Source organism: Grimontia sp. SpTr1 (assembly GCF_947387585.1).
GTDB classification, from domain to species: Bacteria; Pseudomonadota; Gammaproteobacteria; order Enterobacterales; family Vibrionaceae; genus Enterovibrio; species Enterovibrio indicus.
Window position 1 is genome coordinate 41,892 of the sequence record NZ_CANDOD010000002.1, and the last position, 21,226, is coordinate 63,117.

The 21,226-nt window shown below is 47.7% G+C and carries 15 protein-coding genes and 1 tRNA gene; 5 read left to right on the forward strand and 11 right to left on the reverse strand.

The window, feature by feature from the left end; all coding sequences use genetic code 11:
• Window positions 1-18 precede the first annotated feature (18 nt).
• The 3 genes from QL223_RS04395 to cysZ all read right to left on the reverse strand — a co-directional run bounded on the left by QL223_RS04395 (window position 19) and on the right by cysZ (window position 2,523).
• The gene (locus QL223_RS04395) at window positions 19-276 is read right to left on the reverse strand and encodes an HPr family phosphocarrier protein (RefSeq protein WP_002537934.1); all 258 of its coding nucleotides are present in this window, start codon (window positions 274-276) and stop codon (window positions 19-21) included.
• 317 nt (window positions 277-593) lie between these two features.
• Window positions 594-1,562 (reverse strand): cysteine synthase A, encoded by a 969-nt coding sequence (cysK, locus tag QL223_RS04400; protein WP_281544023.1) that lies wholly within the window; start codon window positions 1,560-1,562, stop codon window positions 594-596.
• Between the two features lie 199 nt (window positions 1,563-1,761).
• Entirely contained in the window at window positions 1,762-2,523 is a 762-nt protein-coding gene (cysZ, locus tag QL223_RS04405) for a sulfate transporter CysZ (RefSeq protein ID WP_281544024.1), read from the reverse strand.
• A gap of 492 nt (window positions 2,524-3,015) precedes the next feature.
• On the opposite strand from cysZ, the gene zipA reads away from it, so the two are divergent.
• Window positions 3,016-3,984, forward strand: a complete 969-nt coding sequence (zipA, locus tag QL223_RS04410; protein ID WP_281544025.1) for a cell division protein ZipA — start codon at window positions 3,016-3,018, stop codon at window positions 3,982-3,984.
• A gap of 67 nt (window positions 3,985-4,051) precedes the next feature.
• On the opposite strand, the gene QL223_RS04415 is transcribed toward zipA, so the two are convergent.
• From QL223_RS04415 to QL223_RS04440, 6 genes are all read right to left on the reverse strand, one after another.
• Window positions 4,052-5,614: a lytic polysaccharide monooxygenase gene (locus tag QL223_RS04415; RefSeq protein ID WP_281544026.1), complete on the reverse strand. Its 1,563-nt coding sequence runs from the start codon at window positions 5,612-5,614 to the stop codon at window positions 4,052-4,054.
• Window positions 5,615-5,841: 227 nt separating this feature from the next.
• Complete coding sequence (locus QL223_RS04420; RefSeq protein WP_281544027.1) at window positions 5,842-6,363, reverse strand: protein disulfide oxidoreductase; 522 nt, start codon at window positions 6,361-6,363, stop codon at window positions 5,842-5,844.
• Window positions 6,364-6,367: 4 nt separating this feature from the next.
• Window positions 6,368-8,470, reverse strand: a complete 2,103-nt coding sequence (locus QL223_RS04425; RefSeq protein ID WP_281544028.1) for a protein-disulfide reductase DsbD domain-containing protein — start codon at window positions 8,468-8,470, stop codon at window positions 6,368-6,370.
• A gap of 168 nt (window positions 8,471-8,638) precedes the next feature.
• On the reverse strand, window positions 8,639-9,535 hold the full coding sequence (gene secF, locus QL223_RS04430) for a protein translocase subunit SecF (protein WP_002537927.1): 897 nt from the start codon (window positions 9,533-9,535) through the stop codon (window positions 8,639-8,641).
• Window positions 9,536-9,537: 2 nt separating this feature from the next.
• Window positions 9,538-11,376: a protein translocase subunit SecD gene (secD, locus tag QL223_RS04435; protein ID WP_083939860.1), complete on the reverse strand. Its 1,839-nt coding sequence runs from the start codon at window positions 11,374-11,376 to the stop codon at window positions 9,538-9,540.
• A gap of 113 nt (window positions 11,377-11,489) precedes the next feature.
• On the reverse strand, window positions 11,490-11,954 hold the full coding sequence (locus QL223_RS04440; protein ID WP_281544029.1) for a hypothetical protein: 465 nt from the start codon (window positions 11,952-11,954) through the stop codon (window positions 11,490-11,492).
• 154 nt (window positions 11,955-12,108) lie between these two features.
• On the opposite strand from QL223_RS04440, the gene ligA reads away from it, so the two are divergent.
• The 4 genes from ligA to QL223_RS04460 all read left to right on the forward strand — a co-directional run bounded on the left by ligA (window position 12,109) and on the right by QL223_RS04460 (window position 19,801).
• Window positions 12,109-14,121 (forward strand): NAD-dependent DNA ligase LigA, encoded by a 2,013-nt coding sequence (ligA, locus tag QL223_RS04445; protein ID WP_281544030.1) that lies wholly within the window; start codon window positions 12,109-12,111, stop codon window positions 14,119-14,121.
• A 531-nt stretch (window positions 14,122-14,652) separates the two neighbouring features.
• The gene (locus QL223_RS04450; RefSeq protein ID WP_281544031.1) at window positions 14,653-15,945 is read left to right on the forward strand and encodes a porin; all 1,293 of its coding nucleotides are present in this window, start codon (window positions 14,653-14,655) and stop codon (window positions 15,943-15,945) included.
• Window positions 15,946-16,534: 589 nt separating this feature from the next.
• On the forward strand, window positions 16,535-17,956 hold the full coding sequence (gene gltX / locus QL223_RS04455) for a glutamate--tRNA ligase (RefSeq protein WP_281544032.1): 1,422 nt from the start codon (window positions 16,535-16,537) through the stop codon (window positions 17,954-17,956).
• A gap of 462 nt (window positions 17,957-18,418) precedes the next feature.
• Complete coding sequence (locus QL223_RS04460) at window positions 18,419-19,801, forward strand: OprD family outer membrane porin (protein WP_039849826.1); 1,383 nt, start codon at window positions 18,419-18,421, stop codon at window positions 19,799-19,801.
• Between the two features lie 125 nt (window positions 19,802-19,926).
• On the opposite strand, the gene QL223_RS04465 is transcribed toward QL223_RS04460, so the two are convergent.
• Both QL223_RS04465 and QL223_RS04470 read right to left on the reverse strand, forming a co-directional pair.
• Window positions 19,927-20,002: transfer RNA gene (locus tag QL223_RS04465), tRNA-Arg, on the reverse strand.
• A 79-nt stretch (window positions 20,003-20,081) separates the two neighbouring features.
• A complete protein-coding gene (locus QL223_RS04470) occupies window positions 20,082-21,215 on the reverse strand; it encodes a flagella assembly protein FlgT (protein WP_281544033.1) in 1,134 nt (377 codons plus the stop codon).
• Window positions 21,216-21,226: the final 11 nt, after the last annotated feature.

Genomic DNA, 21,226 nt, shown 5'->3' on the forward strand with positions numbered 1-21,226 from the left:
GATAGAAAAAGAGCTGGATTATTCCAGCTCGTCCATCAGCTTAACCAGGTGATCAACTGCTTCTTGAGCTTGTGCACCGTCAGCTTTGATAGTTACAACAGTACCCTTGGTCAGACCCAGTGTTTGTAGCTTGAACAGGCTAGTTGCGCTTGCTTCTTTACCACCAGACTCTACAGTGATTTTTGCATCGAAGCCTTTCGCTTCTTTTACGAACTGAGCCGCAGGACGAGTGTGCAGACCGTTTTCAGCAGTGATTTCTACTTGCTTTTGATACATGTTTTACCCCGATACATTATTTATTTAGGTTTATGTATTAAATCTTCGGTTAGCTTAAACTGATTGACCAGTTTTGGCTATCGATGGACGGTAAACTAACCAAGATTTGAGTGCCCTAGCTTAATCCAAGTCAAACTTTTGTGACATTTTCGCTCAAAACAACACCTGACTCACACTCGAGGCGATGATTAATTTCGAGGCCGAAAATAAAAGGCGGGGAATTTTTACTAGAGCAGGATTAAAAAATCAAACAAAAAAGCCCCAACGGGGCTTTTTTGTTGCCAATCATGCGATTGGATTTGGAAGCTCGAGGCCTGTTATTGCTGGTTTTCAAGCTCTGTGAAGATACCAGCGAACAGTGCAGAACTCAGGTAACGCTCACCAGAACTTGGCAGAATCGTTACGATGTTTTTGCCTGCGAACTCAGGCAATTCTGCAATTTTGTTGGCAGCAACAACAGCAGCACCTGAAGAAATACCCGCAAGGATACCTTCTTCTTCCATCAGACGGCGTGCCATTGCAATCGCTTCGTCAGAGGTAACCAGTACAGTTTTGTCGACCAGAGACAAATCCAGGTTACCAGGTACGAAACCTGCACCGATACCTTGGATTTTGTGAGGTGCTGGTTGTACGTCGTCACCATTCACAGTTTGGGTGATAACTGGAGACTCCGCAGGCTCTACTGCAACAGTGGTGATTGCTTTGCCTTTGGTGTTTTTGATGTAACGGCTAACACCAGTCAGCGTACCACCCGTACCTACACCAGATACGAATACGTCGATTTCGCCTTCAGTATCTTCCCAAATTTCAGGACCTGTGGTCTTCTCGTGGATTTCTGGGTTAGCAGGGTTGTTAAACTGTTGCAGCATCAGGAATTTCTCTGGGTCAGCAGCAACAATTTCTTCTGCTTTAGCAATCGCGCCTTTCATGCCTTTCGCTGCTTCGGTCAGTACCAGGTTTGCACCCAGTGCTTTCAGCAGTTTACGACGCTCAAGGCTCATTGACTCAGGCATGGTCAGAGTCAGTTTGTAACCACGGGCTGCAGCAACATAAGCCAGCGCGATACCTGTGTTACCACTGGTTGGCTCAACCAGTTCAACACCAGGCTTCAGTTTGCCGCTTTTCTCTGCATCCCAAATCATGTTTGCACCGATACGGCATTTAACGCTAAAGCTAGGGTTGCGAGCTTCAATTTTTACCAGCACTTTGCCGTTTGATACACGGTTAAGACGTACAAGCGGCGTGTTGCCGATAGTGGTTGAATTATCTTCGTAAATTTTACCCATCTTCTTCGTTCCTTCGGTTTGCAGGGGATATACGAGTTTTAGAATATCCTGATTTGGCTGAAAGCAAAGTAATCGTTAGTTATATCTTATTGTTATCAGCATGGTTTCAGATGCGGGTAACACTAAATAGTGTATTTGGAAGCAGAAAACACCTTTGTTCTGTTGAGCAAAGGTGTTTTTCCGAAATATTGAAGTGAGTTTAATAGCGGGCGAGATCGCCGCGGTACTTATCAACCCACATCGCCGTTGCTCCGCAGACAGCGGCCGGCATAACAAAAAGGTTGAGAATCGGTGTCATGGTGAACAACATCACCAAAGCGCCAAAACTCATGGTAGAGCCTTTGTTATCGCGAAGCGTTGCTTTCATATTGGGGAAAGAGACACGATGGTTATCAAACGGGTAGTCACAGTATTGAATCCCCATCATCCAGGCGCTGAACAAAAACCACAGCACTGGGCCGAGTGTTTGGCCAATGGCCGGAATCCACATCAACAATAACAGACCCAGTGCTTTCGGCAAGTAGTAAGCAAGCTTCTGCCATTCGCGTTTAAACACACGGGGTAAATCTTTGATGATGCCGGTAATGCCATCGTCGGGTGGGCGCTTACCTGTGAGCTTGGCTTCCAGATGTTCAGCTAAAAGACCGTTAAAAGGGGCCGCAATCCAGTTGGCAACGGTACTGAAAAAGTAAGAACAGATAACCAATATTGCTAATGCCAGCAGAGGCCACAAGACATACGAGAGCCAATTCAGCATTTCAGGTAAGTAGGATAACCAGCCATTAATCCAATCACTGAGCTGAGAAAGCACAACACCAATTAGGGTACCCATCAAAAGCAGGTTTACGACCAAAGGAATAATCACAAAGCGACGGATCCCGGGCGTAAACATGAGGGAAAATCCGCGAAGAAAATAGCTCGCACCAGATACCGGCTGCTTAGCCATTTGAGTTGGGTTCATAGAATCTCCTTTCCGTGCCTATCCCAAAGGCAAAAATTGAATGTTTTTATTGCTAAAGCAGGAACTAAGCCAACTTTGGCTTCATTTTACAGGTGATGGCGTATTGCTGTGAAACCTAGGGTTTTCGGGGGTTTAAAACGCAATCTTGATGTTCCGGCTAGCGATGCAGCACCGCTATCGATGCCTCGTGATGAGAGAATGTTAACGTCTAAGACCAGATAATGGCAATTTACGCCACTGGTGAATTATTGAACCGCGCCATTGTCAAACAGCATAGTGAAGTGAGTGAAAATGCGCATTGGGCGCGTTTTCACTGTCAGAACAGTGACTTTTTCAGTGTTCTCGCGGTATGGACGTTAACTTTCATACGCTTTTTGGTACAGTAGTCAGCAATTTGTATGTGCGACATTGCCAAAGGTTGTACCAAGGTGTTTAGATAGGTCACAACCGCTTGCGGACTCTCGTCGTTAATTGGATAAATGCTGAGATTAAATGATGCAGGAATTGCGCCTTGTTTTAATCATTTTGGGTGCGGTGGCTATCGCCGCGTTGTTGCTTCATGGCTTGTGGACAAGCCGTAAGGAAAAGCCCGCGAAATTTGGCGAAAAGCCAATTGGTAAATTAAGAGAAAAAGATGAGACAGGATTTGATCAGGACGGTATTGGTTCAGTTCGAGTGATCAAGTCTGTTAGTAGCGACAAGCCTAAAACTGAGCGTAAAGAGCCTGGTCTGAATTTCGGTGATAAACCAGATGTCGATCCTCTTTTTGCTGGACAGAGTGAAGACATGTCAGCAAAAGAGAAAGACGACGATGTTCCTTTGCCGACATTTACTGCTGACGACAGCGATGCAGATAAAGATAAAGAGACTGATCTGCCTGTGCATTCGATTCAAACGCCTCAGGAAGAAGCCCCTGTTGTTGACGCAGTCGCAGAGCCAGTGATTGAAGCACCAGAAAACGTGTCTTTTGCAGAAGATAAAGATGCTTCAGAAACTGTTGTTGATGATGTACCACAAGTTGAAGAAGAAGCACCAAAAGAGCCAGAGCAGCAGGTACTGATCATGAACGTTCAGGCTGCAAATAACAGTGAGTTTGATGGCGAAGAGCTGATTAACTGCCTCGAACAACACGGTATGATTTTTGGTGAGATGGAAATTTTCCACCGCCACGCAGATTTAGCTGGCACAGGTAAAGTTTTGTTCAGCGCAGCAAACATGTTTAACCCAGGTAGCTTCCCGCTGGCAACGATTCATCAGTTCACAACACCGGGCATTACTCTGTTTATGACGCTGCCTTGTTACGGTGAAGCCGAGCAGAACTTTAAGCTCATGCTTCAAACAGCCCAGCAAGTTGCTGACCAGCTTGGTGGTTTGGTCACAGACGACAAGCGAAACATGATGACGCCTCAGCGCCTTGATGGTTACCGCGACAAGATAAAACAGTTCCACGCACACGCTTGATTTAATTGGAACAGATAAAGAACGCCCCTTTCGAGGGGCGTTCTTTATGCATGGCACTTGGGTTTGGCTATTTCACTTCTGCCCAAGGTCCACCGTTAGTTGGTAGATCACCTTTGGTCCACCATTTTGCTTTGTAGGTTTTGGTCTCATAAACCACAGTATCGCCACCGCTGTAGGCAATATCTTTACTCCAGGCTTGGTCGCCAGCACCTTTGTCCGCTACCCATACGGAAGACGTTCCCGGCTCCTCACCTTTGTTCCACCACTGCGCCGTATAAGTTACGCCAAAGTGTGTCACTTTGGCGCCAGCCAGGTAGGTTGCGTTCGCATCCCAGTTTGTTTCACCGCCAGTGCCGCCGCTACCCTTCACGTTTACGCTGATCACAGCCTGAGCACTCGCAGTGCCGTCAGTGACTGTCACAGTAATCGTGTCGTTAAGGTCAGTGGTGGTTGCTGGCGCAGTGTAACTAATGGTTGCATCATTGCCAGTGACTGTCACAGTGCCTTGGCTAGCACTGAATGTCAGTACATCGTTGTCAGCATCTGTTGCTGAAACAGCAACTTGAGTAGATTGACCGCTTTCAACATTCATTGTCAGCGGGGCGTTGAGAACCGGTACATTGTTCACAACTTCCCGTTTGATATCGAGCTGGAAGGTAGCGCTTTGGTCTTTCACGTAAACCAGATTGCCGTAAAGATCGGTGCTGTTCCAAGACACCAAACCGTCTTGTGAGAGTTTACCGAGGCGAACACCGGTCGAACCATTGTTGATGATATCTGCTAACTGAGCTGCCCAAACCGCTTCGTCTTGGTTGGTCACGTCAATAGCGAGCTTTTCGAACACGGTTTCTGTTCCACTGCCATCGAAGACGCGGAACCAAACGGTATCTCCACTATTGGCGTCGTCAGTCGCTTTGACTGCTGCACCAAGGCTTTGCCATGTTGGAACAACGATGTCGCCACCAAAGCTGATGTCTGAACAGTTGTAGAAGCCTTCGCCTGCTGGGTCATCGCGCTGCCAGCGTGAATAAAGCACTGCGTTGCCGGTGCGGTCTGTTGGCAGGGTGATAGTCATTTGGTAGTACTTTTTCTCGTTGATGATCACAACGGGTACATTGCCAAACTCAGCGATCAAATCCAGATCTGACCATTTCAATGCATCAGTTGCCGAGTTGTAAGCGGCGTTTGAGAGGTAGAACTTCCAGAAGCTTGGATTGTGGGGCGTTGATGCGCGGTATAGCAGAGTGAGTTTCCCGTTCAAGCTTGGGTCAATGGGTGTGGCTTGCCATTCAGAAGAGGGAATGTCGATACCGGCTTTTTTCGGGTCACCCGCCGAACACAGTGCGCCATCTGGTACGCCCGCTTCAACAGCAGCTTGATTGGTGAAATCAGAAACTAGCTTGGCAAACTCCGGCTTTTGCACAAACGGATACCAGCCTGACTCTTTAAAAGCAGCGCGACAAGCGGCGTTCGGGATGGTTGAGCCATCCGTTGATTCCCAGTAGCCACCGTCGCTGTCACAAATTTCCTGACGTGAGGGAGGGTAGTCCATATAGCCGTGTGCAAAGGCGAGTTGAGGTATTGTCGCCGATACCACTGCTACCAAAGGGAGTAGTCGAGTGCGTAACATGTTGTTTCCTCTCAGTGTTGGTTGTTTTTGTTGCTTTTTTGTTATTACACACTGATTTGGTTGAAAATTAGGCGGCGGGATTTTGTCGGTTTCTACAAATTAAAGGTGGCTCGAAAAAGGTTTTCCAAATTTTCATAGATATGAAAAATACCCGGCATGATTAGGAATTCATGTCACTAATCAATGGCCGGGTATTTTGTTTAAAAAGAGCCTGTGAAAGCGATGGGTTAAGCCAACCAAAGGCGAGCCAATAAACCGGGCGGTGTGGTGATACCGGTAGTGATAGATGCGATTTTTCCTTCTTTAACAATCACTATGGTCGGCGTCGCGCGCACGCCCCACATACCTGAAAAAGATCCTCGCTCATCATTGATGGTGGCGAATTTCAGGTCGTGATGTTGAAGGTAGGCCGAGACACGATCATTTGAGCCTGAAGTGATCGCAACAGAGACGACATCATGATCTTCCGCTAACCAATCCACGGTTGGTGTCACAAATTTGCATGCGCCACACCAAGTGGCCCAAAAGTATAAAACCACGGGCTTGTCTTCACTTAGCGCGACTAAATCTATGGTTTCACCTGAAAGATCCTGTAAAGCAACATTTGGCAACTGCTCGTTCGGCATGTCTTGACTGCGCCAAAGATCCACAGCGAATGAAACAACGGAAAACAAGATCACTAGTGTCAGGATTTCCTTTATCCAGAATCCGGGCTGTTTCCATTTACTCTTGTCTTTTGGAGTGTCCATGGTTTCAACCTCCTTTAGCATGATTGATGGCACGAATGATATCTTCACTAGACAGCACGACAGGAAGCGGGATGCCTTCTGGCGCCGCTGGGCCATAAACAATATTGAAAGGCACACCATAGCGGCCGTATTTACGCAGATAGTCAGTCACATAACCGTTCGGAGAAGTCCAATCACCCTGAAATGTCACCATATCTTCGGCTTGAAGCCTGGAGTAGACGGGCTCTTGCAGTAAAACACCAATTTTGTTCGCTTTGCAGGTGATACACCAATCTGCAGTGACATCCACAAACACGGTGTTTCCTGCTTTCACTTCTTGCGCTATCTGCGATTCATCGAGCTTTTGCCACGCTAAATCAGGTGGCAGAGGCGTCACCCATTTAGAGGCTGTAAGGCTTGCAATGACCAGCGTCACAGCCGTCAGAAAAATGCCCACGCCACTGATGATTACTGCTGTTTTTTTACCGTGAACTTTGTGGGTTCTGGTGATGAAAAAGGCAATGACGATGAAGCTCAGGATGATAAGCCAAAGCAGCGATAAATGATTGGCCAGCAATGTCAGCAGCCAGACGCTGGTTGCGAGCATCATAAAGCCAAATAACCACTTCACTCGGTTCATCCAGGGGCCAGGCTTTGGCAATTTCTTTGCTAGGGAAGGTATTGCGGCAACGAGCAACCAAGGCAGCGCCATACCGACAGCTAGCGCGGAAAAAATCGCAAACAGGGTTGGCGTTGATGCGGTTAGAGCAAACGCAACCGCGGTACCTAGAAACGGTGCAGAACACGGGGTAGCAAGTAATGTGGCAAACATGCCTTGTGTAAAGTGCCCGACATAGGAGTTATCTCCCCGGGTTGCCAACCAGGTATTCGCCGAAGAGGGCAGCCTGATCTCGAATAATCCCAACATGTTGGCAGCAAACAGCATCGTAATCGCCACCATCACACCGATAAACAGCGGGCTTTGGAATTGAATGCCCCAACCGATCGCGTTACCAGTGAGTTTGAGGGTCAGTAGGAAGGCAGCGAGTAACCAAAATGAAAACAAGATACCCGCCGCTGAGGCAAGAAACTGTTTACGTATTTGTACTTTCGCCAGACCCTGAGCGGTAATCACGGCGCTGAGCTTTAGGCCAAGCACCGGCAACACACAAGGCATGATATTAAGAATAAGTCCGCCTAGCAGCGCGAAGGCCATGGCAGATGCAAAGGAAAAGTCCGGTACTGCCTCAACAATGGTGCCCGCCTTTGCCGTGATTTTCTGTTCAGCCAGAAAATCTTTGTCAATGAATGTGATGGTCACAATCTCATCGGCTAACGCAGGCTGTTTCATCCAACTGCTGACGGAGTAGGTGGCAGTGACGGTCTCGCCATTCACTGAGATTGTCGGCACAGAAAAAGCCACATCGGTTAGTGCGTCCGAACTGCCATCAACAATGATATCGGGTGATTGCCAATCGATAGCTTTACTTGCGGAAACTTGCAGTTGCTGTTTTGTATCATCCCATATGGCGCTGATATTTTTCAGTTGAGGTGATGCTTTAGGGACTTGGCTAGCGGCCTGCGCATGCGTGTGCAGCAACTCTGCATTGGGTTTTAGATTGTTTGCTGTAAATGCCAGTTCAAACTCGTAGTCCGTGAGCACACACACTGTGGTACAGGAAGAGACCGTTAAGGTACCTGCAAAGTTTGCGGGTTTGTTGATGTCCTCAACGTAGAGCGTGATGGGAAAAATGATATCGCCTGTGTAGCCCAGCGTATCAATACCCAACAAATCGAAACGTTGTGGGGCAGGCCATTGCCAGTCCACATCTTTAATGTTTTCTGAAGCTTTCCAGTTCAGGCTTGGCGCAACGCCACCTTCTCCGGGAGAGCGCCAGTAGGTTTTCCAGCCACCGGAGAGGTTGATTTCCAGAAAGCCTTCAACGGCGTGGGTTGATTCATTGGCATTGCCAGTCAGCGCAACGCGGGCTTTGACCGGTGGGTGAGCAGGGTTTGTCAGCCATCCGGTATCCGGTGTTTGGGCTTTCACTGGTAGCGACACAAAAAACATCAAAGCAAGTAAAGCGATGATTACTCGAGTGCTTTTTATTGAAGTGTGGTGATACATGGCCTAAAGATTTGATCCAATTTTGCACAGCATTCTGTTGAGCGCGCTGACAGATTGCAAGCGGCAGGAATACCTAATATGTAAGTGACCGTGTTCGTTAGACATTGATTACAGGATGATGGAGTGGGTATAAAAAAGCCCGCAGAAGCGGGCTTGGAATTTAAGGCTTTATGGTGCGTCAGACACCGGTGTTGGCATGTAATGTTCGGGTCGCAGATTCGTCATTTCCGGAATAATGGTGGCGACCGTCATGGTTGACCAGGTGCCGGCGACAATACCGATAAACATGGTGATGGAGAAACCATATAGTGGCTCTCCCCCCAACAGCCACAGTGACCCCACTGAAATCAGTGTGGTTCCTGAAGTGATGAGAGTGCGGGACATAGTAGAAGCAATCGCGCGGTTGTTGAGCTCTGCAATTGGCAAGGTCACGTTCGCTTTCAGCAGTTCCCTGATCCGGTCAGAGATGATGATGGAATCATTCAGGGAGTAACCCAGCACCGCCAAGAGTGCTGCCAACACTGTCAGGTTGAACTCCATTCCTGTGATAGAGAAAAAGCCCAGCAGGAGAACGACGTCATGTACCAGTGCCAAGAGTGCGCCGGATGCCAGTCGCCACTCGAAGCGGAAACTCAGGTAACCCAGAATCACCAACAGAGTAATAAGCACGGCCAATCCTCCTTGCTCTGCCAGTTCTTGACCGACTTGTGGGCCGACCAGACTGACGTTAATCATCTCGACAGTTTGAGAGAAAGACTCAAGGATAGGCTTGAGCTCAGGCTGCTCACTCAATTTCTCCGGCGCGGCGTAACGAAGTACCCAATCACCGGCTTCTCCGGCTGACACCACGGTCACAGGCTGTTTGAGCGCAGCTTCCAATTTGTCTTGAATTTGGTTGGCAGTCAGCGTTGAGTCCAGTTGAACTTCACTGATCATACCGCCGGTAAAATCGAGGCCGAAATTGAGGCCCTTGGTGCTCAAGGTAAAGATAGAAAGCACCATGAGTACACAGGAAATCAGGCTGCCAATACGGCGAAGTTTTGTTGCGTTTTTCATCGTAATCATTGTTATACCCTCACACCGCGACGTGAATCTCTACCCCAAACCAGATTGATCACTGCGCGAGACGCGAAGATTCCGGTAAACATACTGGTCAACAAACCTAAGCCCAATGTCAGAGCAAAACCTTGGATAGGGCCATTACCAATGGCATATAAGGTTGCAGCAGAGATAAGTGTGGTGATGTTGGAGTCGAGGATAGTGGCGAACGCACTGCTGAAACCCAAATCAATCGACTGAGCCAGACTTCTTCCTTCACGGACTTTCTCTTTAATACGTTCGAAGATAAGTACGTTGGTATCCACTGCCATACCGACGGTAAGCACTAGTCCAGCGATACCCGGCAGCGTAAGTACTGCCCCAGGAAGTAGGGCAATCAGACCCAGTAGCATTACCATATTGACGACAAGGGCGAGGTTTGCCACCCAGCCAAGCTTGCGGTACCACACAGCCATAAACAGCAGGGTTAAACCCATCCCCATTGCCAGTGCCGCAAAGCCGTTTTGAATGTTTTCAGCACCCAAAGAAGGACCAATGGTGCGTTCTTCAACGATGGTTACTGGTGCGGTGAGAGAGCCGGCACGCAGCAATAGCGCTAAATCCTGTGCTTCAGGCAGGGTACCGACGCCGGTAATGCGGAAACGGTTACCCAGTTGGGACTGAATGGTCGCCACGCTGATGATGGACGTTTCTTGCTCAGTTTTACCTTCTGCATTGCGGCTGTATTCGCTGTAAGCTGTCGCCATAGGTTTGCCGATATGCTGCGCTGAGAAGTCAGACATTTTTTTACCGCCGGTTGAATCCAGCGAAATGTTCACTTCCGGCATGCCCATTTCACCCATGCTGGCGCGCGCATCGACAATGTGCTCACCTGATAGAACCGGTTTGCGGTTAACGTGCACCGGGCGACCGTTTTGCTCTGGGATCACCATAGAGCCAGGTTTGTAATCACTTACCACTTCATAGAACGCAAGGCTTGCAGTTGCGCCAATCACGTTTTTGGCGGCGGCTGGGTCTTGAACGCCTGGCAGTTCGATGCGGATGCGGTGTTCGCCCTGACGTTGAACAGCTGCTTCTGTGATGCCGAGCTCCTCAATACGAGAGCGCATGGTTTGCAGGTTCTGTTGCACAGTTAGGTTAGTGAGTGTTTGCTTTTCCGCTTCTTTCAAACTCATTGTCAGGGTGTTGTCACCGCTACCTTTTACTTCCCATTGCGGATATTGCTCGCGGAGGAATTGGCGCAGTTCGCCTTCAGAAGCACTGGATGGTGCAACGATTTTTAAGTCACTATCGGCATTAACCTGAACGCGCACACCACGGACACGAAGCTCGCGCGCGTGCTCGCGGACCGCATCAGCGGCTTGTGTTGCATGAGCATGGAAAACTTGCTGCATGTCGACATCCAGCAGGAATTGCACGCCGCCGCGAAGGTCAAGACCAAGCTTGATTGGCTTGAAACCCATCTCCAGTAGCCAAGCTGGTGCTGCTGGCACCATGGCTAGTGTCACGGTGTCATCTTCCGGCATACGTTTTGCCAAAATCTGCTTAGCCGCATTTTGTTGCGATGCTTCGCTGAGCACCACGGTGGTTTTATTGCCTTGTTGGTCAATACGTGTCACGGCGACATCTTTGTTATCCAGGATGCTTTTGATCGCGACAGCCGATGGCGTATTCCCTTTGTGGGAAATCATGATAGCCGGGCTTTCGCCAAACCAAGACGGCAGGGCGCTGAACAGCATAATGATGATGGTGGTGATCAGCACCACGTATTTCCATGCAGGATAGTGGTTTAACAGGGTCGCTCGGCCTGTTCTCTTTGGCTTAGTATTTTGAGTGTTTTTTTGCATAGCTCTCGCTCGTCACCGCAAAACATTTACGGCAAATACGTCAAATCTTTAGTCCACTGGTTAGTGAGTGGGCGTGTTTAGTGCGCCGATGGAAGTCAGCTTGGATTTGAAGTTCAGGCTTGAGCTTGAGAAATGAACCGGTATTGCAGGTTGGAATCTTTCCAGCCAGCGATACGGTGTCTGGTCGCTGGGGGAGAGCGAGTCCAGTCGTGCCAGTGGCTGAATGTGTCGTCGTAATGATAGTAATCAAGCAAAGTGGCAACGTTTGCCAGCTCGATAACCAGCTCATATTCAGGTTCAGTGTTGGCAAGCCTTTCTGGCAGCCATGAGCCGTTTCTGAGTAAGGTGGATAGGCTTGGTGTTAGCGATTTGGCGGGCGCCCGGTGCTCAGCATTTAATGAAGTGAGCGCATCTTGTGCTGATGTCTGGGCTTCATGCTGAGTGACCACCAGACAGTTTGAGTGATCGCTGTTAGTGTCGACAGAGTCTGCCGCGAATGATGGCAGCGAAAAAAAGACAAGCAGCAACGCGAGCAAAGTGCCCCAACAGCCGTTGTGTCTTAATGCGTTACCCTTCATGGTGTCACTCAATGATAAATCTGCCAGCATCATAATCGCTTGGATGCATTATCAACAAGCGGTATTTTCGCGCCTTGTGGGAGTTCGGGTATACTGGCCCACATTCTCAATATCCAAGCCACTAAAAAGTGGTGAAGCAAACTAGGCAGCATTGATGACCACGGAAATTCAACAAAAACTGCAGTCGCTGAAAACGCAGCTTAACTATCACGGCCACCTTTACTACGTCGAAGACAAACCCGAACTTCCGGATGCGGAATATGACCGCATGATGCAAGAACTGCTGGCGATAGAAGCCGAGTACCCAGAGTTGATGACGGCAGATTCGCCAAGCCAGCGCGTCGGCGGTGCACCTCTGGGCGCCTTTGAACAGGTTCGTCACGAAATTCCAATGCTGTCTCTCGACAATGCCTTCGGTGATGAAGAGCTTGAAGCGTTTGAAAAGCGCATGAAGGACAGGCTGAACATCTCAGGTGATTTCATCTTTAGCTGTGAGCCTAAGCTAGATGGTCTGGCAGTGAGCTTGATGTATGAGAATGGTGTTTTAGTGCAAGCCGCTACCCGTGGTGACGGTGCGACAGGTGAGAACATCACTCACAATGTCCGTACCATCCGCAATGTTCCCTTGCAGCTTCAAGGGGAAGGCTGGCCTAAGCGTTTGGAAGTGCGTGGCGAAGTCTTTATGCCTAAGGAAGGCTTTGAAAAACTTAACGAAAAAAACATCAAAAAAGGTGAAAAAGCATTTGCGAATCCGCGCAATGCCGCGGCAGGAAGCCTTCGTCAGCTAGATCCAAAAATTACCGCAACCCGTCCCCTTCGTTTCTATGCCTACTCAGTGGGTGTGATGTCCGAAGCGTTTGGTGATTCCCATATCGGTCGTTTAGAACAACTGAAAATCTGGGGCATTCCACTCAGCCCGGAAGTCAAAAAAGTCGAAGGCATCGAGAACGTCAAAGCTTACTATCAGGATATCGGCGCGCGTCGCAATGACTTGCCGTATGAAATTGACGGTGTGGTGATCAAAGTTGACGCCATTGATACACAAGAGCGTTTAGGTTTCGTCGCCCGAGCGCCGCGCTGGGCTATTGCCTATAAGTTCCCTGCTCAGGAAGAAATAACGGTATTACAAGATGTCGAGTTTCAGGTTGGCCGCACCGGTGCTATTACGCCGGTTGCTAAACTGGAGCCTGTGTTTGTCGGCGGGGTAACCGTTTCCAACGCCACATTGCATAACGCGGATGAGATTGCGCGCCTTGGCGTAAAGATTGGCGATACCATCATTATTCGCCGTGCAGGCGATGTGATCCCGCAAATCGTCAGCGTCGTGGATAGTCGTCGCCCCGATGATGCAAAGGATGTCGTTTTCCCCGATGCTTGCCCGGTATGCCAATCTCACGTTGAGCGCGTGGAAGGAGAAGCCGTTGCTCGCTGTACCGGTGGTTTGATTTGCCGTGCACAACGCAAAGAGGCCATTAAGCATTTCTCTTCGCGTAAAGCGCTGGATATCGATGGGCTTGGCGACAAAATTGTTGAGCAGTTAATTGAGAAAGAATTGATCACCACACCTGCGGACTTGTTCAAGCTCACAGCGGGCCAAGTGACCATACTCGACCGTATGGGACCAAAATCCGCACAAAACCTTGTTGACGCTCTAGCTAAAGCGAAAGAAACCACATTGCCTCGCTTCATCTACTCTCTGGGTATTCGTGAAGTAGGAGAGGCAACGGCAGCAAACCTCGCTAACCACTTCTTCACGTTTGAAGCGATTCGTGAGGCGACAGAAGAACAGTTAGTCGAAGTGCAAGATGTGGGCGTCATTGTCGCTAAACATGTGGTGAACTTCTTTAGTGAAGAGCACAACAAAGAAGTGATTGAAGCATTGCTGGAAAGTGGCATTACTTGGCCTGCCATTGAAGAGCGTGACGAAAATGAACCTCAACCACTGGCGGGTAAAATTGTTGTTCTGACCGGAACCCTATCGCAAATGTCCCGTAACGATGCAAAAGCGGCGCTTCAAGCATTAGGAGCAAAAGTGACGGGAAGCGTTTCCGCAAAAACCGATCTCTTGATTGCAGGTGAAGCCGCCGGCTCTAAGTTGGCTAAAGCACAGCAACTTGGCATTGAAATTTTAGATGAAGACGGAATGGTGAGATTGCTGTCACGTTAATTTCATTGAATACAAATTCTCCACAAACGCCAGCATCACGCTGGCGTTTTTTTATGCCCCGCCCCAAGCGCTTTTGCGATCCAATTCAGATATTTCACGAGGTGAAATTTGACCATTAAAACGACTGGAAATTCATTTTTATGTCTCGAAAATGAATATGTGATAACGATCTCAATACAGTGTTTTTAGTATTTTTACTGACTGCGAAAAGCTCACAAGTGATTGTATTTTAATGTTTTATGTTTTTATTTTTATGTGTTTGTCTAAATAAGGGATCTCGATCACGAACATGGATGGAACTTTGCACCGAGTCATATTTTTTTAATAACAAATAAAGTTCTCGTTGATGTTTTTTCAGGTGAAAGTAGTCTGAGACTCATCGGTTGAGGGAGAGTTCAATCGGTGACAAAAAATCTAAAGCGATGAATTTGGGTCGTTTTAGAAAATCGAATAAACGAGTCATTGCTACGGCGGCCAACCATAACGGCGATGACTTGGAATTCTGAAAAATCCCTTTAGGAGTTATTTTCCATGGAAAAACGTTCAACCATTTTCAAAGTGTCTGCTTTGACTGCTGCAATCCTGGGTGTTGTAGCAATGCCTGCACAAGCTGCTACTGAAAGCGCGGCTGGTGATCAATATGTAGAGAAACTGAATGAGTTTCTTTCTGGTGCATCTCTTTCTGCAGTAGCTATTTCAGATACTCGTATCCGTCAAACTGACACTGGTGATGGCTTTGATGCAGCATTCAACTACAGTGACTGGAACTTAGGCGTTAACTTTGCGTCTGGTTACACTGGCGGTGAGACTGGTGTTGGTGTAGATCTTGGCGGTTACCTGAGTGGTACACTATACGAGCAAACTAGCAACTGTTCTGAAATCGTTCTTTGTGACGGTTGGGGCTCACAAGATACCAATGGTTCTTTTAAAGCGACTAAAGTGGCTTTGAAGTTCAACACTGGTTCGGTACGTGGTGATATCGGTCTGACTCAGATGGGCGTTGGTACCATCGGTAACGTATGGTCTTTCGTGCCAGGTACTTACCGTGGTGGTAAAGCGTTCGTAGATCTGAACGGTTGGACTCTGGGCTACGGCTTTGCAGATCAACACACTGCACCTTGGTGGGAAACTGTACAACGCACTCCTCAAGGCAAACAAGCATTTGATTTCCTTCACTCTGTAGGCCTTGTTGGTGCTGTTGGTGACGTTTCTGTAGATCTGGGTGTTGGTCAAGCTAACCTGACTAATAGTGGTTCGGACGATAGTTCTACTTCTTACGCAGCCAAGTTTAATTATGCTGCTGATGGTTGGAGCTTAGGTTACGGCATCTATGCTGTAAACGACGATTCAACTTATGACGGTCTTGGTGCTCACCACGGTATCCAGTTTGCAATGCCTCTTGGAAGCGTGAAGTGGGACTCTCAAGTTCGTTACACTCACACTAAAAATGCCGCTGAGTTTACTCCTCGTACAGTCCGTGGCTATGGCACAAACAACGGTACTTGGCAACAGTGGTGGGATGCTCTGTCTGACTGGAACCAAGACAGCCAAATCGCTTGGTATAACCGTTTCAACTTCGACCTGGGTGATGGCTGGTTTGCATATGCAGGTGTAGCTCTGTCTGACATCAGTGAAGAGCAAGTTGCTTGGGATGCAGAATACGCAGTTAACGGTACAATTGGTTACTCTGTACCAAATGGCGCACTGAAAGGTTCAACCATTCGTTTCCACGCAACTCACTTAGAGCGTGATATGCGTGACAACTCTGACTGGGCTCGCCAAGACTTCCGTCTGCAAGTTATCGTTCCTTACAACTTCCTGTAAGAATTACGCCTAATGAAAGCCCTCGCATTTGCGGGGGCTTTTTGTATTTGTCGATAATGCTTCACACGGTGTGGCTGGCTGGAATTAATCACCTGATTTGAAAAGAAAAAAAAATTGCTTATTTTTGTCACAAAAAAAACAACCTGTTCTATTCTCAAATTGCGAGCAATATCACGCAATAGGAGAAATTTAGATGCGTATTTTAAAAACAGTTGTGATGTTATCTGTGATTTTGGCTTCAAGTATTGGAGCAGCCCAAGCGAGTAGCTCTAAAGCTGGCCCTACTCTCTGGGAAAGGCCATGCATTATCAACGGTGAATCAACAATGATGCCTCCCGTTCTTTGTAGAGGCCGAGGCGGAGAAGTGCCAGCCCCATATAAATATGAGATGTAACCTTCTCATCCATATGCTTTGAAAGCCCCGATGTCCCGATCGGGGCTTTCCTATTTCTCATCCCTAATTTTCCTTTTGAAAGGCAGCCGCCCAGAAACTTTCAGACGTTGTCCTGACTGCGCTCACAGCATACAATAGCGCCCTATCGGAAATCCCTCCGTTCTATTCAATCACGCTGAACGTTATAGGATTAACATGACTGTTAAAACTCGTTTTGCTCCAAGCCCAACAGGCTTCTTGCATGTAGGTGGTGCGCGTACTGCACTGTATTCTTGGCTCTGTGCCAAACACACTGGTGGTGAATTTGTTCTTCGTATCGAAGACACTGACCTAGAGCGCTCAACCCAAGAAGCTATCGATGCCATCATTGAAGGCATGGAGTGGCTGGGACTTGATTGGGATGAAGGTCCGTACTATCAAACCAAGCGCTTTGATCGTTACAACGAAGTTGTTGATCAGTTACTAGCAGAAGATAAAGCATACAAATGTTATGCGCCAAAAGAGCTGCTGGATGAAATCCGCGAAGAGCAAATGGCTGCCGGTGTAAAGCCGCGTTATGATGCAGGCCATCCTAAAGTGGTCGCAGCGAATGAAGCGGCGACAGAAGACTCACCATTTTGTATTCGTTTCCGAAACCCTAAAGAAGGCTCTGTGGTTTTTGATGACAAAATTCGTGGCCGTATCGAAATTGCAAACAGTGAGTTAGATGATCTGATTATCCGCCGAACTGATGGTAGCCCGACATACAATTTCTGTGTGGTCATTGATGACTGGGATATGGGTATTACTCAGGTTGTTCGTGGTGAAGATCACATCAACAATACTCCTCGCCAAATCAACATTTACAAAGCCATTGGTGCGGCAGTACCAGAGTTCGCACATTGCTCAATGATTCTGGGTGATGACGGCGCAAAGCTCTCTAAACGCCATGGCGCAGTGAGTGTGATGCAGTACCGAGATGACGGTTACCTTCCACAGGCACTGCTGAATTACCTTGTTCGCTTGGGATGGTCTCACGGTGATCAGGAAATCTTCTCTCTAGATGAAATGATTCAGTTGTTTAATCTTGAGTCGGTTAGTAAGTCAGCATCTGCATTCAACACAGATAAACTGCTTTGGTTGAACAATCATTACATCAAGACGTCTGAGCCAGATTATGTAGCGAAATACCTGCAGTGGCATCTTGATGCTAAAGAGATTGATGTTAGTAACGGCCCGGCTATCACTGATGTGATAAAGCTTGTTGGTGAGCGATGCAACACTCTGATCGAACTGGCTGAACAATGTCGCTATTTTTATCAAGACTTCGAAGAGTTTGAAGAGGGTGCTGCGAAAAAGCATCTTCGTCCTGTGGCAAAAGAAGCTTTAGAGTTGGCACTAAGTAAAGCTGAGTCTGTTGAAGAGTGGAACACTGAAAACCTCCACCAACTTATCGCTGACGTTTGCAGTGAGCTCGAGTTAGGGATGGGTAAAGTGGGTATGCCACTTCGTGTTGCGGTAACAGGCCAGGGTCAGTCACCATCAGTTGATGCGGTAATGAATCTGATTGGTAAAGCTCGTGTTATTTCCCGTATCAAACAAGCTTTAGAGTTTATCGCACAGCGTGAAGCTCAGTAACAACAATCGAGAATTGGACGCATAACCATTGAGCCCCTGATTTCTTCAGGGGCTTTTTCTTTGCTGATAGGTTGAATAAGTGTGATTTTCATCAGAAAGAAATGAGAATCAGATCAATATATGACGCTTTATCTATTTCTCTTTTTGAGGATAAGGCTCCTTTTTCTTTTGGTTTGCGTGATCAAGATCAGGTGCACTCTGATAAAGCTAAAGAGTGTGTCTTTTTTATGTTTTTTTAACCTATCTAAGCCATTGATATATTTGGATATATATTGTTTTGCATTTTAATTTTGAGGCATTTCAAAGTTCCCGCAGTCTCAGATTTTTTTTTTATCGTTACGAATTAAGCTTTCGACTCGTTGATACATTAAATCAATAAATACACCGGTGTCGTTGCTCTCGGCGGCCAACTAAGAGTGACGAACTCCCCATCGGTTTAAATTGAAATTTTAGGAGTATTCCATGGAAAAACTGTTTAAACGCTCTATGCTGAGCATGGCGGTTGTAGGTGTAATCGCTGGCGCATCAATGATTACTGCACCGACTGCTCAAGCTGAAGGCTTCTTTGAAGATTCATCTATCTCTGGCGGCATTAACTTTTGGTTCCGCGACCGTACTCGTGGCGGCTTTGATTCAGCTACCGGTCAAGATACACCTAAAACCACTAACCTAGACCATGGTTCAGTAATGATGAACCTGGGCTTCGCGTCTGGCTATGTTGGCGACGTTGCTGGTTTGGATCTGAACGTGTATAGCACATTCGATCTATACAACAATGGTAGCCCTGACCATGAGATGAACTTCTGGAACGTTAACAACCCATATGACATGCAACCAGATGCTAACACTGGCTGTGAAGGTACATGGGATTCAGGCTGTACTGACAATGGCGTTGCTGTGCAAACTGCAGCTGCTAAATTTAAGTTCGGCGACAGCGTGACAGCGAAAGCTGGTTGGTTCCAACCTTCCGTACCTGGTGCGATTGGTGTGAACTGGTCATACGCGGCGGGTAGCTACACTGGTGGTGAAATTGGCTACAATCAAGATAACCTGCAACTAGGTTTCGTCTACGCTACTGAATACAAGGCTCCGTGGTTCAAAGACACTTACGGTTTCCGCGAAGCAGACGGTAAAACTGATGCGGGTGATGCGTACTCAATCGGTGGTCGTTACACCTTTGACAACGGCCTTCTGTTAGACGTTGCTTACGCTGGCCTGACTGATGGCGACCGTAAAAACGCTCACGTTAAAGTGAAGTACACTACTGACGGCGGCCTGTACTTGTCTCCACAACTGTATGTTGTAGAAGATGACGGTCAGTTTGACAGTACTGCATTCCAGCTGGCGTTCCTTTCTGCTAAATCTTTCGGTGCGTACAATGTTCGTGCAGAAGCAACTTACACCGTTGCTGAAGACAAAGATGCATCTTTGATTGGTAACATGTCCTACCGTCTGACTAAAGCATACGGCGGCTCAAACGGTACTTATGACATCTGGTGGAACAACCGTTCTGACTTCAACCACGACGGCGAATTTGCGGCGTTTGCTTCTGTAGCGCGTGACTTCACTGATCTGGGTGCTCCTGGCTTCAGCGCTGGTATCAGCGGTGCATTCGGTATGGCATCTACTGACGTAGCAGGTGCCGATGACCTGTTCGAATACGCAGGTAGTGTATTTGCTAACTACGCAATCCAAAACGGTGCGTTGCAAGGTGCAAACCTGGGTATGTACTACACCGAATACGTGAACGACACTGATGCAGGTAACTGGGCACCATACACCAACCTGTTCCAAGACGAGAGCGACATCAAAGTTACTCTGACAATTCCTTTCACTATCAAATAATTGATTGCGAATTGAATGACAAAAAACGCCTGCCTTGCAGGCGTTTTTTTATATCTGCAAAAGGCTGTAAATTGACACAAGCTGGAAGAAAAGGAGTGAACTAGTGGTGTTGGTGACATTAAAAATGGCGCTCCCACAGGGACTCGAACCCCGATCGATCGCTTAGGAGGCGACTGCTCTATCCTGTTGAGCTATGGGAGCGTTGGCGCTGATGTGGAGAATATCAACGCCGAGTGTTTAGTATACCCAATTGTGCCGTAACGTTAAGGCTTTAAAGAAGTTACTGAGTGTATTTGGTCACCAAATCGCCGATCTGAATGCTAGAACCCAGCTCGACAGGAGACACCGCAACTTCCGCAGAACTCTCGTAAACACGGGTCACTGACAGGCCAATGGCGCTTTTTTTCATTTGGGTACGGTGAATGCCATATTGGTCAGTGAAAGAGGCGTTGTGCCATAGCGCCAGTTCGTCTCCATGTTTCACGCCATGAATACGACCGGCATTGATTTGCCCAGTTTGACCGTTGATCGAGACGATCTCTGGGGTTGTCGCTCTGCACGCAAGGTTACTTTCTAGATCCAACAAAATATTGCGGCTCATTCGCTGTGCCATTTCGCCATAGGGCGAAGCCCAGAAACGTGCTGTTTTTGTATCGACTTTACTGTGTCGTTCAAATGGCCAGGTAGCGATGTCGCGGTAGATATTTTGATAAATCACCTCACCGGATTTCCCATCAATCACATCAATTGACAATGCCAGTTGACGGTTTGTCTGATCTTTTCTCAGTACTTTTTGATCAATGGTTGCCGTCATATCAGTAATCGTGCCCACTAACAGATACTGTGCACCAGTATCTTCCGCCACCATGGTGACAACATCAGGCTGAGTCGGAGAAATTGAATAAGGCGTAATACCCTGAACAACAAAGCTTTGTGCCTGGGTTTCAAATTGGCGCTGAAGCAAAACGGTAAAGTCATCGCCAAATTGAAAGATGCCGCCCAACGCCGCGTGTTGAGGGGATACAATATCGAAACGACCCATGACCAGGCCTTTTTTGTATTGATGCTTGTGGCAAGCATTTGCCGTTGGGTAGATATCGATGCGGGCTGTCAATTTCATGACGCCGCCTTTTTCCTTGGTTTCCAGTACCTGAATGTGGCGGATTTCATCACCACTGAACAGATAGTCGTTTTTCGCTTCTTTCAGATAAGGACGAATACTTGTCAGGCCGGCAATATCTGCACCGGAGAATTTTAATGCCTGATAAATCGCATCTTCCAAGGCTCTTTCTCTTGCCTGCTCTTTGCTTTCCAAAACCGTGCTAACCCCAGTCACTTCGTACCACGCAGCGTTAACAGAGGCTGATGCCAGCGCGATACAAGCGACGAGAGGCTTAAGAATTCTTTTGCGCATAACCTTGGTTT

What these genes read in the sequence shown, in the direction of transcription:
- QL223_RS04415 (WP_281544026.1), bottom strand. Translation starts at nt 5,614, where the DNA reads ATGTTACGCACTCGACTACTCCCTTTGGTAGCAGTGGTATCGGCGACA.
- gltX (WP_281544032.1), top strand. Translation starts at nt 16,535, where the DNA reads ATGACTGTTAAAACTCGTTTTGCTCCAAGCCCAACAGGCTTCTTGCAT.
- QL223_RS04460 (WP_039849826.1), top strand. Translation starts at nt 18,419, where the DNA reads ATGGAAAAACTGTTTAAACGCTCTATGCTGAGCATGGCGGTTGTAGGT.
- QL223_RS04425 (WP_281544028.1), bottom strand. Translation starts at nt 8,470, where the DNA reads ATGTATCACCACACTTCAATAAAAAGCACTCGAGTAATCATCGCTTTA.
- QL223_RS04450 (WP_281544031.1), top strand. Translation starts at nt 14,653, where the DNA reads ATGGAAAAACGTTCAACCATTTTCAAAGTGTCTGCTTTGACTGCTGCA.
- QL223_RS04440 (WP_281544029.1), bottom strand. Translation starts at nt 11,954, where the DNA reads ATGAAGGGTAACGCATTAAGACACAACGGCTGTTGGGGCACTTTGCTC.
- QL223_RS04420 (WP_281544027.1), bottom strand. Translation starts at nt 6,363, where the DNA reads ATGGACACTCCAAAAGACAAGAGTAAATGGAAACAGCCCGGATTCTGG.
- QL223_RS04470 (WP_281544033.1), bottom strand. Translation starts at nt 21,215, where the DNA reads ATGCGCAAAAGAATTCTTAAGCCTCTCGTCGCTTGTATCGCGCTGGCA.
- secF (WP_002537927.1), bottom strand. Translation starts at nt 9,535, where the DNA reads ATGATTACGATGAAAAACGCAACAAAACTTCGCCGTATTGGCAGCCTG.
- QL223_RS04395 (WP_002537934.1), bottom strand. Translation starts at nt 276, where the DNA reads ATGTATCAAAAGCAAGTAGAAATCACTGCTGAAAACGGTCTGCACACT.
- ligA (WP_281544030.1), top strand. Translation starts at nt 12,109, where the DNA reads ATGACCACGGAAATTCAACAAAAACTGCAGTCGCTGAAAACGCAGCTT.
- secD (WP_083939860.1), bottom strand. Translation starts at nt 11,376, where the DNA reads ATGCAAAAAAACACTCAAAATACTAAGCCAAAGAGAACAGGCCGAGCG.
- cysZ (WP_281544024.1), bottom strand. Translation starts at nt 2,523, where the DNA reads ATGAACCCAACTCAAATGGCTAAGCAGCCGGTATCTGGTGCGAGCTAT.
- zipA (WP_281544025.1), top strand. Translation starts at nt 3,016, where the DNA reads ATGATGCAGGAATTGCGCCTTGTTTTAATCATTTTGGGTGCGGTGGCT.
- cysK (WP_281544023.1), bottom strand. Translation starts at nt 1,562, where the DNA reads ATGGGTAAAATTTACGAAGATAATTCAACCACTATCGGCAACACGCCG.